Source organism: Methylobacterium sp. A54F, from assembly GCF_053346035.1.
This window is the reverse complement of sequence record NZ_JBKFBF010000001.1, coordinates 454605-468091: the sequence shown is the minus strand read 5'-3', so window position 1 is coordinate 468091 and position 13487 is coordinate 454605. Positions and strand designations below refer to the sequence as shown.

Here is a 13487-nt window from a genome sequence, read left to right as displayed (position 1 = left end):
GGCTCACGCCGCCCGGCGGGCGGCGTAGCGCCCGTCGCCGAGGTCGCTGATGCGGCCGTAGAGGGCGAGGGTGGCGAGGATCTGCGCGACGCGGGCCTCGATGCGCCGGCCGCCCCGAAGGAAGCCGCGGGCGATCTCGTCCGGCGCCATCGGGCGGCCGTCCCCCGCGAGCAGCGCCTCGACGGCGAGCGGCTGCGCATCGCGGTCCCGCGGGAAGGCCGGCCGCTCCACGACCGCCGGCCCGGCCGCCGGCCCGAGGTCGAGCTCCGCCGCCGCGGCCTCGCGGACGAAGCGCGGCGCCTGGTAGTCCGGCCGCAGCCAGCGCACGAGGCCGGCCGCCTCCTCGCGGACCCGCTCGGCATTGAGGGCGACGAGGCGCGCGACGATCGCCTCGGCCTCGAGTCCCTGCGGCCAGCCGTAGGCCTCCGCGGTGAGGCGGTCGATATCCCGGTGCAGTTCGTGCAGGATGAGGACGCGCCCCCGCGCGATCACGTCGGCGTCCCGCGCCTCCGCGGCGTCCGCGCGGACCCGCTCCAGGACGTTGTAGAGCCCCGTGAGGGTGAGGTCCGGGTTCCGCTCCAGCACTGCCCGGCGGGTGGCGTCGAGCTCCGCGCCGGCCCCGCGCAGCCGCAGGAGCTGGACCGGCGTCGGACTGGGAAACGGGAAGGGGTCGAAGCAGCGGGATTTCGTGTAGCGCGGATCGTTGCCGTAGCCGAGCCAGCCACCGAGCTGAAGCGCCCAGGCCGTATGGATGCGCGAGGACAGGAGCGCCAGCGTCGCCGCGTCGTCGTCGGCGATTACCACGAGCATGTTGTCGGGCAGGATCGCGGCATCGAGGAACTGGAAGACCCGGTGCTTGGCGGTCTCGACGGTGGCGATGTAGCGGGGCAGGCCCGCGAGCGCCGGCCGCAGCTCCCGGCGCGGCTCACCGAACAGCCACCAGGACTCGCGGTAGGCCGCGCGGTTGTTGGCCTCGCGCCCGGGGCGCACGCGCGCCAGCAGGTGCTGGTAGACCTCGGGGTAGAGCCGGCGCACCTCCGGCGCGGCGAGGCCGAGCAGATCGATCGCGTAGGCGTCGCGCGAGCGGGCGGTGAGATCGCGCCCGTTGCGATAGGGACGGAGGTGGCGCTCGAGTCCGGGGCGGCGGCCGAGACCCAGGTGCTCGGCCTCGGCCCGCGAGACGATGAAGCCCGCGCCGTGCAGCTTCACGCCGGGCGAGCACAACCCGGAATTTGCCCCGAGCGCCACGGTCCGCGTCGCGTCGAGGCCGATCGTCAGGTCGGCATTGATGCGGCCCGTCCGGACCGCGAAGCCGATCGCCGGGTCATCCGTGTCGAGCCCCGCCTCGGCCACCACCTCCGAGAGGGTTCCGTCCGCGGTTCCGGCCGCCGCGGCCGTCATGGCGATGCGCACGGCGGCCGCGTCCCGGGTGGCCTTTGTCCAGGGATGGTCCGGCACCGCGAACACGATCGAGACGGGCGGACGCCCGGCGAGGTGGCGCTCGACCACGCGCCGCTGAAAGACCTGCGCGATCGAGTTCGTGGTGACGAAGCCGAAGCGGCGCAGGCTCGCGCTCGGCCGGGCCAGCAGCTCCGCGGCGCGGTCCCACCAGTACATCACGAGGTCGGCGCTCTCCTTCATGTGGGGGTGGGCCGCCCGCAGGGCCTGCGCGTAGGGGGTGCCGAGGCGGGCACGGATGTCCTTGCCGCCGACGAAGGGCGGGTTGCCGACGATGAAGGCGGCCTCGGGCCAGGGGGCCTGGCGCGGGTTCGGGTAGGCGTCGGGCTCGGGGACCTCGTCCCAGGCCAGGAGCGCGTCGAAGCCCGCTCGGGCGCCGCCGTTGATGTTGCGGAAGGCCCGCAGGATCGGCTCGGCCGGATGGCCCGAGCGCGTCCGGTAGTGCTGCTGCAGGTAGCCGATCCAGACCACCAGCTCGGCGATCGCCGCGGCGCGAGGGTTGCGCTCCAGCCCGAGGAACTGGTGCGGGTCGACCGTCTCGCGATCGAGCCCCATGTTCTCGGGCTCGCCGAGCTCGGCCAGCGCCTCCAGGACCTCGCCTTCGAGGCGCTTCATCAGCTCCAGGGCGACGTACAGGAAGTTGCCGGTCCCGCAGGCGGGATCCAGCACGCGGCTCGCGCAGAGCCGGCGATGGAAGGCGCGCAGATGGCCCACCGCGCGGGCCTCGTCGCCGTCCTCCTTGGCGGCCTCGGCGCGGGTCAGGGCCGCCTGCCAGTCGCCGCGCAGGGGCTCCATCACGGTCACCTCGACGAGGCGCTGCACGTAGGCGCGCGGGGTGTAGTGGGCACCGAGGCGCCGCCGCTCGGTGCGGTCCAGCGCCTGTTCGAGGAGCGTCCCGAAGATCGCCGGGTCGACCTCCCGCCAGTCCTGGCCCGCGGCCGCGAGCAGCTCGCCGATCTCCTCGCGGCCCAGGCGGAAGACCCCCGCGCCCCGGAACAGGTTGCCGTTGAAGTGCCGCAGGTGGGTGCGCAGCACCAGTGAATAGCGGGCGTCGCGGTCCGGGTCGTCCATCCTGGCCCAGAGGTCGGCGAGCTGGCGGGCGAAGTCCTCGGGGTTCTCGAGACCCCGCGTCAGGATCTCCGTGAAGGCCCCGCGGGGCAGCAGATCGACGTCCTCGGCGAACATCGTGAAGATGCAGCGCATCAGGAAGTGCGCCACGGCCTCGGGCGGGTGGCGCGCCTCCAGCACCCGGCTCACGGCGGCGAGGCGGCGGGCGATGCCCTGGGTGACGCGGGCCGATTCCCGGGCCGGGTCGAGGCTGCGCGGATCCGTCCAGACCCGGGCGAGCCGCTGCCGGATCCCCGGCCGGCGCAGATCCTCCAGGAAGATGCGGAACGTCTGCCGATCCGGGAACTGCGTGTAGGCGCGGCCGGTGCCGGTGAAGTCCGCGTACACCTCGAGGCAGTGGCCGACATCGCAGATGATCAGGAAGGGCGGCGCCGGATGGTCGGGGTCCAGCAGGAAGACGTAGCCCTCCGCCTGCTTGCGGGCGTTCTGCATCATCGCGTCCCAGCCGCGCGCCGCGCCCGGACGGCCGAGGGGGGCGACGCCGGGCAGCTCCAGCTCCGTCTGCCCGGCGTGGCGGCGACCGGGCAGGTGAGACTGCTTGGCCTCCAGGATGAAGCAGGCGCGCCGGTATAGGTCGATCCGCTTCGGCGCGCGCCCGCCGTCGGCCGGCCTCGGGCGCACGGCGCGCTCGAAGACGTAGTCGTTGCGGGCGCGCTCCCCGGCCGGCTCCGGGCGGGGTACGTCAAGGACGTCGCAGAGCTCGGTGAGGAACATCTGGTAGTTGGCGCGCTCGGCCCCGGCGATGCGGTCCGTCCAGCGGGCGATGAAGGCTTCGACGGTCATGAACCCCTCCGAGGAAGCTCGGGGGACTCGCCAATTTCCAATCTCAGGTAAACATAATTTCTTCTAGGTTTACGTACAGCCTCGGCAATCTGTTTGGCGAAAGGCTTCGTTCACGATACGTACCGTAGACCCGACGCATGGCGATTCGATCCAGCGCACCCGTGAAGGTACCGGCGATGAGCGCCCCCGTCCGAATTCTCGGCATCGACCCGGGCCTGCGCCGCTCGGGCTGGGGTGCCGTCGACGCCGAAGGCACCAAGCTCGCCTACGTTGCGTGCGGCGTCGTCACCTCGGATGCGGCGCTGCCGCTGGCCCTGCGCCTGCGCGAGCTGCACGAGGGCCTGACGCGGGTGGTGGAGGCGATGCGGCCCGATGAGGTCTCGGTCGAGGAGACCTTCGTCAACAAGGACGGGCAGGCGACGCTGAAGCTCGGCCACGCCCGCGCCATCGCGCTGCTGGTGCCGGCGCTCGCCGGCGTGCCGGTGTTCGAGTACGCCCCGAACCTGATCAAGAAGACGGTCGCGGGCTCGGGTCACGCCGAGAAGGCGCAAATCCAGGCGATGGTGAAATTCCTGCTGCCGAAGGCCGAGTTCCGGGTCGCGGATGCGGCCGACGCCCTCGCGATCGCCATCACCCATGTGAACCACCGGGGTGCCCACGCGCTCAGGAGCGCGAACCTGCAGGCCGGGGCGGGCGGCCTCGGCGCGGCGCGCATCGCCGCCGCGCTCGCCCGCCAGGGCTGAGGCCGCGCGGGCGGGACCGGTCCCGGCCGGCGGAAGGCCGCCGGCCGCAGCGGTTCAGGCGGCGGCGGGACGGTTCCGCCGCAGGCCGCGCAGGGTCCGGAACGGCAGCAGCAGGAGCTTGCACACGGCGCGGGCCATGAGGACCGCGATCACCGCGAAGACGGCCAGAAGGGTGTTGAGCACGAAGAGCCTCGCTTCATCGAAGCGCCGCGCAAGGCCCTTGAGCCCGCCCGGCCGCATCGCGTTCCCGAAACGTCACGGCCACGAGGCCGGGGCCCCGGTGCGCGTACATCCGGCGTCACCCTGACCCGGCATCGTGGCCGTTTCCTGACGGGCCGCCGGGCGGCCGTCATGGGGTGAGCCTCGGTGAAGTTGGTTAACGGCGGATGAAGGCCGGTGAGCCTGCGGGGGGCCCTGTCGTTCAGCGCGCGCTCAGGCGGCGTGCCGCATAGAGGCGGCCATCGAACTGTCAAGGTTCACCCGAGACACGACGGATGGGCGTGCTCCCGCTGCGCCGATCCTCCGATACCCGATTCTTCAGCCGTCGCGCCGGACCGAGTGGCGCCGGCGAACCCGAGGAGCGCAGCCGCGATGTCCGACGAGCCGATGCCCCTGTGGCAGATCCTGGTCTCCGCGCAGGACCAGCTCCATTGGGGCTCGGAGCCGGAGGCGCTGGAAGATACCGCCCGCGTGCTCATCGGCGTCCAGCCGGGCAGCGCCGTCGCAGAGCGGTTGCTCGGCCGGGCGCGCTACCTGCGCGCGCGGCAGGTGCAGCGCGCCGGCACGCTCGAATGCGCCCTGCGGGGCTGAGGGCGGCCCAGCCTCCGCCGGCCGCGGAAAACCTCACTCGACGGCCTTGAACTCGCCCTCGAGCCGCAGGGAGACCTCGTCGCCGAGGATGGGCAGGAAGGCGCTGATGCCGAAATCCGAGCGCTTCAGCACGGTCCGCCCGTCGAAGCCCACGGTGTAGCGCTTGTCCACCGGGCTGATGCCCGCCTGGTTGAAGGTCGCGTCGAAGGCCACGGGCTTGGTAACGCCGCGCAGGGTCAGGTCGCCGTTGACGCGGGCCGTGGTCGGGCTCGTCGGCTCAACCGAGGTCGCCGTGAAGGTCGCCGTCGGGTACTTCGCGGCGTCGAAGAAGTCCGGCGTCTTGAGGTGCTGGTCGAGCTTCGGGTTGAGCCCGCTCACGCTGTCGATCCCGACCGTCACGCTGAGCCGGCTCTTGCCCGGCTCCTTGGGGTCGAGGGTCGCCTCGCCGGACACGTCGGTGATCTGCCCGTAATAGGTCGAGAAGCCGAGGTGGCTGAGGGACCATGTGATCTTGCCGTGGGCCGGATCCAGCCGGTAGGCGCCTGCCCGCACCTGCGTCGGGTCGCTGGTGATCGCGCCCGGGGTGTCCGCCGCGCGGGCGCCGCCCGCCAGCAGGCACAGGGCGAGCGAGAGACGGAGCGCGGCGTGATGCATCGTTTTCTGAACCCCCCGAGAGCAAGCGCCTCGTGATGTCACGTTTTGTCACCGCGGCTCAAGGCTCGATGGCGCGGGCCGGCACGAACCGATAGGCATCGCCGGACGAGTGAAACGGTGGCGCGATGATCGGCAAGCTGAAGGGGGTGGTCGATTCCTACGGCGAGGATTTCGTGATCCTCGACGTGAACGGCGTCGGCTACGTGGTGCATTGCTCGGCCCGCACCCTGCAGCGCCTGCCGCAGCCCGGCGAGGCCGCCGACCTGTCGATCGAGACCTATGTCCGCGAGGACATGATCCGCCTCTACGGCTTCCGCTCGGACGCCGAGCGCGAGTGGTTCCGGCTGCTCCAGACCGTGCAGGGCGTGGGCAGCCGCGTGGCGCTCGGGGTGCTCTCGGTGCTGGAGCCGGCCGCCCTCGCCACCGCGATCGCCACCGGCGACAAGGGCGCCATCGCCCGCGCCCCGGGCGTCGGGCCGCGCCTCGCCGCCCGCCTCGTAGCCGAGCTGAAGGAGAAGGCCCCGGCCTTCGCTCCGATCGACCCGGCGCTGATCGCCCTCACCGGCGCCGTGGAGGACCGGACGGCGCCGCAGCCCGTGGCCGACGCGATCTCGGCGCTGGTCAACCTCGGCTACGCGCAGATCCAGGCCTCCGCGGCGGTGGCGGCCGCCCTCAAGGCCGCCGGCGAGGGCGCGGAGACCAAGACGCTGATCCGCCTCGGCCTGAAGGAACTCGCGCGCTGAGGCGACCCCGCTCCCCCCGCGGCGGTATCGTGGGCCGGAGCGAGCTGACGCCCGCGCGGCTGCCCCCGCAAGAGCTGCGTTGCGCACGGCGCCTGTCACGTGTAAGTTCTTGATAGAACAAGAGTTTTCAACGGTTCTAAACTGGCAGGGAAGTCGTTGATGTCGCTCGCGAAAGGATCGCGCGCGATTGACCAAGCCCCTTCCGGAGAGAGATCCTGACCGGCCGATGATCGTCTGTTCCTGCAACGTCCTGTCGGATGGCGCGGTCCGCGCCTGCCTGAATCCGGGCCCGGCCTGCCCCCGCACGCCCGCCCAGGTCTACGCCTGCCTCGGCTGCAGTCCGAAGTGCGGGCGCTGCGCCCGGACCATCCGCTCGATCATGCAGACGGCGCTGCAGGACGCGGACCATGCCTGCGGCGCGGGTTGCGCGAGCGCCTGTACTCTGGTCAAGCTCCAAACAACGGAGGAGGTGGCCGCCTGAAGCATCACGTGCGGCACCCTCCCGGTTACCGGTACCGGCCAGGGAGTGCAGGCGGATGAAGGGCGACACCAAGGTCATCGAGTATCTCAACCGCGGCCTGCGCAGCGAGCTGACGGCGGTGAGCCAGTACTGGCTGCATTTCCGGATGCTCAACGATTGGGGCTACGTCGATCTCGCCAAGTTCTGGCGCAAGGAATCGATCGAGGAGATGAACCACGCCGACCGGTTCGTCGATCGCATCCTGTTCCTCGAAGGCTTCCCCAACCTGCAGGAGCTCGACCCGCTGCGGATCGGCCAGAACGTCCAGGAAATCATCGAGTGCGACCTCGCCGCCGAGAACGAGGCCCGGGCCCTCTACCTCGAAGCCGCCAAGTACTGCGACTCGATCAACGATCGCGTCTCGAAGATCCTGTTCGAGGACCTTGCCACGGACGAGGAAGGTCACATCGACTTCCTCGAGACGCAGCTCGAGCTGATCGGCCAGATCGGTCTGCCGCTCTACGCGCAGCGCCACATCGGCGGCCTGGAGAAGATCGAGCCCGAGGTGGAGTGATTCGCGCGCGGCGCGTCGGGAATCGGTCCCGGCGCATCGCGGGCGGCACGCGGTCCGGGCGGCATCGGCCGCCGCCCACCCTGCCGCAGGCCGAGATGCCGCGGTGGTGCCGGGCGCGCGGATTGGTTAACACCTCGGGGGCGCACACGCCGAGCCTGCGAGCCGAACCCCCGAGCCAGATCTCTTGAGCAAGCCCCAGCCGAAGTCGCTCCTGAACCCCGAGAGCCGCCCGGACGACGTCGATCAGTCGATCCGGCCGCTGAGCCTGTCCGAGTTCATCGGCCAGCGGGCGGCGCGGGCGAACATGCAGATCTTCATCGAGGCGGCGAAGAAGACGGGCCAGGCCCTCGACCACGTGCTGTTCGTCGGGCCGCCAGGCCTCGGCAAGACCACGCTCGCCCAGATCGTGGCGCGGGAACTCGGCGTGAACTTCCGCTCGACCTCGGGTCCCGTGATCGCCAAGGCCGGCGACCTCGCCGCGCAGCTCACCAACCTCGAGGAGCGCGACGTCCTCTTCATCGACGAGATCCATCGCCTCAACCCGGCGGTGGAGGAGATCCTCTACCCGGCCATGGAGGATTACCAGCTCGACCTGATCATCGGCGAGGGGCCGGCCGCCCGCTCGGTGAAGATCGAGCTGCCGAAGTTCACCCTGGTCGGCGCGACGACCCGGGCGGGGCTCCTGACGACGCCGCTGCGCGACCGCTTCGGCATCCCGATCCGCCTCGAATTCTACGACGTGGACGAGCTGGAGCTGATCGTCAGCCGCGGCGCCCGCGTGCTCGGGGTCGGCATGTCGGAGGAAGGCGCCAACGAGATCGCCCGGCGCGCGCGCGGCACGCCCCGCATCGCCGGGCGCCTGCTGCGCCGGGTGCGGGACTTCGCCATCGTGGAGGATGCCCCCACGGTGACGCGGGCCATCGCCGACCGGGCCCTGAAGCTCCTCGACGTCGATCCGGTCGGGCTCGACGTGATGGACCGCAAGTACCTCACATTGGTCGCCCAATCCTTCGGGGGCGGCCCAGTGGGCATCGAGACGATCGCGGCCGCGCTCTCCGAGCCGCGGGACGCCATCGAGGACATCATCGAGCCATACCTGATCCAGAAGGGCTTCGTGCAGCGCACGCCGCGGGGCCGCGTGCTCACGCCGCACGCCTTCCGGCACCTCGGCCTTCCCGAGCCGAGCCGCGACCCGCGGGTGCAGTACGGCCTGTTCCCGGGCGGTGATCCGGAGCCCTGAGGGCACTCACGACGCTTCGCGCCGCTCCGCCGCGGCCTGGTAGCCGCGCAGCCAGGTCGGACTGAGGATGAGGCCGCTGTCGGTGAGGATCCAGGCCACAAGCCCGGCCTGCATCGCCGCCGACGCCTCGGCCAGCGCCTCGCGCAGCGTCGGGCAGGGCTTCGGTTCGACCGCCTTCGGAGCGTTTGGCTCGGCCGACCAGAGGGTCAGGTAGGCCGGCCGCTCCCAGTCGTCCTGCGCAACATCCTGCACCCGCGCCCGTCACCGCTCTGGACCGTCCCGGGTCGCAGCGGGCAGGTTTCGTGCCAGCGCGGCGGGTTGCGGCGCGATCTCAGGCGGCCTGCGCCTCGACGCGGTTCCGTCCGCCGTCCTTGGCGCGGTAGAGGGCGACATCGGCGCGCTTGAGCATGTCCTGCGGGCCGGCATCGTCGCCCTGCCGCACGGCCACGCCGATCGACACGGTGACGGGCACGGTGCGGGTCGCCCGCTGCACCGAGAACGGCAGCGCCTCGATCCGCTCGCGGATGCGCTCGGCGATGCAGTGGGCCTCGGCAAGGCCGGCATCCGGCAGGATGATCACCATCTCCTCGCCGCCGTAGCGGGCGACGATGTCGACGGTGCGGGTGTGCAGCCGGATGCGCTCGGCGAAGGTGCGCAGCACCTCGTCACCCGCCTCGTGGCCGTAGGTGTCGTTGATCGCCTTGAAGCGGTCGATGTCGAGGAGCAGCGCCGCCACCGGACGCTGGCCGAGGCGCGCGTCCGCGAACAGGGCGCCGAGGTGGCTGTCGAGGTAGCGCCGGTTGTGCAGGCCGGTGAGGCCGTCCGTGACGGCGAGTTCCATCGAGGCCTGCACGGCGCCGCGCAGCACCTCGGAGAAGCGCTTGCGGCGGACCTGCGTGCGCGCCCGCGCGACGAGCTCGTTGCGGTCCACCGGCCGCAGCAGGTAGTCGTGCACGCCGAAATCGAGGCCGCGCACGATGCGGGCCCGGTCGTGCGGCTCGGCCAGCATGATCACCGGCGTGTTGCGGGTGCGGTCGAGGGAGCGCAACTGGCTGCACAGGCGCAGCCCGTCGAAGCCCGTGAGATCGAGGCTGACGAGGACGAGGTCGAAGCTGCCCTCCGTCGCCCGGACGAGGGCCCTGTGCGGATCCGCCTCGACCTCGACCCGGTGGGCCTGACCCAGCGCCGCCGCCATCCGCTCGGCCGCCCCGGGCCGGTCCTCGATCAGCAGGATGCTGGCGTTGAGGCCGGTCTCGGCCGCGGCGGCGGCGAGCGGGTCGCCCATGCCGAAGTCGCGCGAGGCGAGGGCGCGGCTGCGCAGCTCGTCCGTCACCGCCTTCAGGCGCACGAGGCTGCGCACGCGGCTGAACAGGGCGGTGTCGTCGATGGGCTTCGTCAGGAAATCGTCGGCCCCCGCATCGAGCCCCTTGAGGCGGTCCGAGGGCTGATCGAGGGCGGTGACCATCACCACCGGCAGGTGGGCCGTGGTGGGGTTGTTCTTGAGGTGCCGGCAGACCTCGAACCCGTCCATGCCGGGCATCATCACGTCGAGGAGGACGATGTCGCAGAGGCCCTTCTCGCAGATCGCGATGGCGTCCGGCCCGTTCATGGCGGCGATCGTATCGAAATATTCCAGCGCGAGCTTCGTCTCCAGAAGCTTCACGTTCGGGAACAGGTCATCGACGATCAGGACACGAGCCGACATCGGTTCTCACGCGGAAGTTGTCTTGTGATGTTGGCTACACGACCCGCGAAGTGGGTTCCCCGACTCGCACTCAGCGTCCGTCGCCAAGGTACGTGCGAACCGTTGCCAAAAACTTCGCGACCGAGATGGGCTTGGACAAATAGGCCTCGCAGCCCCCCTCGCGAATGCGCTCCTCGTCGCCCTTCATGGCGAAGGCCGTGATGGCGATGACGGGGATGTCCTTGAGGTCGTCGTCCTCCTTGAGCCACTTCGTCACTTCCAGCCCCGAGACCTCGGGGAGCTGGATGTCCATCAGGATCAGGTCCGGGTGGTGGGCGCGGGCGAGCTCGATCGCCTCGATGCCGTTGGCGGTCTTGAGGGTCGCGTAGCCGTGCGCCTCGAGGAGGTCGTTGAAGAGCTTCATGTTGAGCTCGTTGTCCTCAACGATGAGCACCGTTTTCGTCATGGCCCATTGTTCCCGGTGCGCACGCCACTCATTCTTTACGGAGGCTTAGTCCGTTCAGACCCTTTGTAAGTGACACATGTTGACGAAACGCAAATCGCATCAAGAGGATGATTCTACCGAGGGCCTCGCCCTGCAGGTTCTGGGTTGGATCGTCGCGGAGGAGGACCGTCTGTTCCCCTTCCTGAACGCGAGCGGGCTGTCGCCGGACAACCTGCGGGAGGTTATCCGCGAGCCCGCTTTCCTCGCCGCGGTGCTCGACCACGTGATGGGCGACGAGCGGGTGCTGATCGCCTGCGCCGAGGGCATCGGAGTCAAGCCCGAGCGGATCGCGGCAGCCTGGCAGCGCCTGCGGCCGCCGGAGCCCGAGGCGTTCTGAGGCCGACGCGCCGAGCCCGCCCCCGCTTGCGCCACGGTGCGGCGACGCCCCATCTGCACCCTCCCGGGACGCGAGAGGGCGACAGATGCAGCTGCACGGCATTCACCACCTCACTGCCATCACGGCGCAGGCCGCCGACAACCTCGCCTTCTACACGCGGATGCTCGGCCTGCGTCTCGTGAAGAAGACGGTGAACCAGGACGATGTCTCGGCCTACCACCTGTTCTACGCGGACGGGATCGCAGCCCCGGGCACGGACCTGACCTTCTTCGACTGGCCGGCCCCGCGCGAGCGAAGGGGCTCGAACAGCATCACGCGGACCCACCTGCGCGTGGCCGGCCCCGCGGCGATCGACTGGTGGCGCGAGCACCTCGGCCGGCAGGGCGTCGCGCACGCCGTGCCGATCGAGCGGGACGGGCGGCTGACCCTCGAGTTCGAGGACGGGGAGGGTCAGCGCCTCGCGCTGGTGGACGACGGCGGGACGGGCGCGGCCAACCCCTGGGCCGGGAGCCCCGTCCCGACCGAGCACCAGATCCGCGGCCTCGGGCCGATCCGCCTCGCGGTGGCGCGGCCTGAGCACACCGAGGCCGTCCTCGTCGAGGTCCTCGGCATGGCCTACGACCGCACCTTCGAGCTGCCGGAGGGCGAGGTCCGTGTCTACCGGATGGGTCCGGGCGGCCCCGCCGCGGAGGTGCAGGTGATGGCGGACGCCTCGGCCGCGGCCCGGCAGGGGGCGGGCGCGGTCCACCACGTCGCCTTCCGCATCCCCGACGCCGACCATGCGGCCTGGGCCGAGCGGCTGCGGGAGCGGCGGATGCCGTCGAGCGGGCCGGTGGACCGCTACTATTTCCGCAGCCTCTACTTCCGCGAGCCGAACGGCATCCTGTTCGAGATCGCCACGGACGGGCCGGGCTTCTCCACCGACGAGCCCCTGGAGAGCCTCGGCGAGCGCCTCGCCCTGCCGCCGTTCCTGGAGCCACGCCGGGCGGAGATCGAGGCAGGCCTCAAGCCTCTCTAGGGCCGCGCGCCCGGGGCTGGCTCTCACGCCTTGAGGATGTTGTCCCCCGCCAGTCCGGCCCGGGCGCAGGCGTTGCGGGTGTCCACCACGAGGCGACTGCCGGCGACGAGGCGGGGATAGTCGATGCCGTCGTGGTCGGTGACGATCAGAACCGCGTCGGCGCCCCCGAGGGCGTCGTCGTCGAGGGGGACCGAGCGGCGCCCGGCCAAGCCCCCGAACGCCCGGGTCGGCGGGATCTCGGGCACCAGCGGGTCGTGAAAGTCGACCCGCGCCCCGCGCGCCTCCAGGAGTTCGATGAGCTTGAGGGCCGGACTCTCGCGCATGTCGTCGACGTTGCGCTTGTAGGCGATCCCGATCATCAGGATCCGGGCGCCGTTCAGGCCCCGCCCCGCCGCCCGGTCGAGCCCGCGCGCCAGGCGCTCCACCACGTAGGCGGGCATGGCGCGGTTCACCTCGCCCGCCAGCTCCACGAAGCGGGTCGCCACGTCGAACTCGCGGGCCTTCCAGGTCAGGTAGAACGGATCGATCGGGATGCAGTGGCCGCCGAGGCCGGGCCCGGGCTGGAACGGCATGAAGCCGAAGGGCTTGGTGGCCGCGGCCTCGATCACCTCCCAGACGTCGATGCCCATGGCGTCGTAGACGACCTTCAATTCGTTCACGAGGGCGATGTTGACGGCGCGGAAGATGTTCTCGGTGAGCTTCACGGCCTCGGCCGCGTCGGTGGAGGAGACTGGCACCGTGCGCTCCACGATCTGGCGGTAGAGGAGGTCGGCGAGCGTGCGCGCCGCCGGCCCGTCGCCGCCCACCACCTTCGGCACGCTGACGAGGGTGTGGGTGCGGTTGCCGGGGTCCTCCCGCTCCGGCGAGAAGGCCAGGAAGACGTCGCTGCCGCTGGCCAGGCCCGTCGCCTCCAGGATGGGCTTTAGCACCTCGCGCGTCGTGCCCGGCCAGGTGGTCGATTCGAGCACGACGAGCTGCCCGCGCCGGAGCGTCCGGGCGATGTCCTGCGCCGTGCGGCGGACATACGTCAGGTCCGGCTCGCGCTGCCGCGTGAGGGGTGTCGGAACGCAGATCAGGATCGCGTCGGGCTCGGCGAGGCGCCCCATGTCGGTCGTCGCCCGGAAGCCGGCCTCGAGCGCCGCTTCCATCGCGTCGCCGTCGAGGTGGGCGATCACAGGCTCCGCCCGGTTGATGCGCGCGACGCGCTCCGGGTTCACGTCGAAGCCGAGCACCCGGAAGCCGGCGCGCGCCGCGGCGAGCGCCAGCGGGAGGCCGACGTAGCCGAGGCCCACGATGCCGACGACGGCGTGCCGGACGCGGATGCGGCCGGCCAGTTCCTCGATCACCATA

General features: G+C 71.3%; 15 protein-coding genes. 8 read left to right on the top strand and 7 right to left on the bottom strand.

Annotated elements, in window-relative coordinates; genetic code table 11:
• Window positions 1-3: 3 nt before the first annotated feature.
• Window positions 4-3369, bottom strand: a complete 3366-nt coding sequence (locus tag ACLBXP_RS02300) for a class I SAM-dependent DNA methyltransferase (protein WP_447665918.1) — start codon at window positions 3367-3369, stop codon at window positions 4-6.
• Window positions 3370-3545: 176 nt separating this feature from the next.
• On the opposite strand from ACLBXP_RS02300, the gene ruvC reads away from it, so the two are divergent.
• Entirely contained in the window at window positions 3546-4112 is a 567-nt protein-coding gene (gene ruvC / locus ACLBXP_RS02295; RefSeq protein ID WP_447665916.1) for a crossover junction endodeoxyribonuclease RuvC, read from the top strand.
• Window positions 4113-4166: 54 nt separating this feature from the next.
• Here the strand turns inward: ruvC and ACLBXP_RS02290 are convergent, their stop codons facing one another.
• Window positions 4167-4295 (bottom strand): hypothetical protein, encoded by a 129-nt coding sequence (locus ACLBXP_RS02290; RefSeq protein WP_447665915.1) that lies wholly within the window; start codon window positions 4293-4295, stop codon window positions 4167-4169.
• Window positions 4296-4703: 408 nt separating this feature from the next.
• Here ACLBXP_RS02290 and ACLBXP_RS02285 point away from each other — a divergent pair, with 408 nt between their 5' ends.
• Window positions 4704-4922 carry a hypothetical protein gene (locus tag ACLBXP_RS02285; protein WP_447665913.1) on the top strand — a complete coding sequence of 73 codons (219 nt, stop codon included), beginning with the start codon at window positions 4704-4706 and terminating at the stop codon, window positions 4920-4922.
• A 33-nt stretch (window positions 4923-4955) separates the two neighbouring features.
• Here the strand turns inward: ACLBXP_RS02285 and ACLBXP_RS02280 are convergent, their stop codons facing one another.
• Window positions 4956-5576, bottom strand: coding sequence for a YceI family protein (locus ACLBXP_RS02280; RefSeq protein WP_447665912.1), 621 nt, complete (start codon window positions 5574-5576; stop codon window positions 4956-4958).
• 125 nt (window positions 5577-5701) lie between these two features.
• On the opposite strand from ACLBXP_RS02280, the gene ruvA reads away from it, so the two are divergent.
• The 4 genes from ruvA (at window position 5702) to ruvB (ending at window position 8593) form a co-directional block, all read left to right on the top strand.
• Complete coding sequence (gene ruvA, locus ACLBXP_RS02275) at window positions 5702-6319, top strand: Holliday junction branch migration protein RuvA (protein WP_447665910.1); 618 nt, start codon at window positions 5702-5704, stop codon at window positions 6317-6319.
• Window positions 6320-6545: 226 nt separating this feature from the next.
• Window positions 6546-6800, top strand: coding sequence for a (2Fe-2S)-binding protein (locus ACLBXP_RS02270; protein ID WP_447665909.1), 255 nt, complete (start codon window positions 6546-6548; stop codon window positions 6798-6800).
• Window positions 6801-6855: 55 nt separating this feature from the next.
• Entirely contained in the window at window positions 6856-7353 is a 498-nt protein-coding gene (gene bfr, locus ACLBXP_RS02265; RefSeq protein ID WP_447665907.1) for a bacterioferritin, read from the top strand.
• Between the two features lie 184 nt (window positions 7354-7537).
• Complete coding sequence (gene ruvB, locus ACLBXP_RS02260) at window positions 7538-8593, top strand: Holliday junction branch migration DNA helicase RuvB (protein WP_447665905.1); 1056 nt, start codon at window positions 7538-7540, stop codon at window positions 8591-8593.
• A 6-nt stretch (window positions 8594-8599) separates the two neighbouring features.
• Here ruvB and ACLBXP_RS02255 read toward each other — a convergent pair whose 3' ends face one another.
• From ACLBXP_RS02255 to ACLBXP_RS02245, 3 genes are all read right to left on the bottom strand, one after another.
• The gene (locus tag ACLBXP_RS02255) at window positions 8600-8845 is read right to left on the bottom strand and encodes a hypothetical protein (protein WP_447665904.1); all 246 of its coding nucleotides are present in this window, start codon (window positions 8843-8845) and stop codon (window positions 8600-8602) included.
• Window positions 8846-8924: 79 nt separating this feature from the next.
• The gene (locus ACLBXP_RS02250; protein WP_447665902.1) at window positions 8925-10298 is read right to left on the bottom strand and encodes a PleD family two-component system response regulator; all 1374 of its coding nucleotides are present in this window, start codon (window positions 10296-10298) and stop codon (window positions 8925-8927) included.
• A 70-nt stretch (window positions 10299-10368) separates the two neighbouring features.
• On the bottom strand, window positions 10369-10743 hold the full coding sequence (locus ACLBXP_RS02245; RefSeq protein WP_447665901.1) for a response regulator: 375 nt from the start codon (window positions 10741-10743) through the stop codon (window positions 10369-10371).
• A gap of 76 nt (window positions 10744-10819) precedes the next feature.
• Here ACLBXP_RS02245 and ACLBXP_RS02240 point away from each other — a divergent pair, with 76 nt between their 5' ends.
• Both ACLBXP_RS02240 and ACLBXP_RS02235 read left to right on the top strand, forming a co-directional pair.
• Window positions 10820-11119, top strand: a complete 300-nt coding sequence (locus ACLBXP_RS02240) for a DUF3572 domain-containing protein (protein WP_447665899.1) — start codon at window positions 10820-10822, stop codon at window positions 11117-11119.
• Window positions 11120-11204: 85 nt separating this feature from the next.
• Window positions 11205-12137 (top strand): ring-cleaving dioxygenase, encoded by a 933-nt coding sequence (locus ACLBXP_RS02235; protein WP_447665898.1) that lies wholly within the window; start codon window positions 11205-11207, stop codon window positions 12135-12137.
• 23 nt (window positions 12138-12160) lie between these two features.
• Here the strand turns inward: ACLBXP_RS02235 and ACLBXP_RS02230 are convergent, their stop codons facing one another.
• On the bottom strand, window positions 12161-13486 hold the full coding sequence (locus ACLBXP_RS02230) for a nucleotide sugar dehydrogenase (protein WP_447665896.1): 1326 nt from the start codon (window positions 13484-13486) through the stop codon (window positions 12161-12163).
• Window position 13487: the final 1 nt, after the last annotated feature.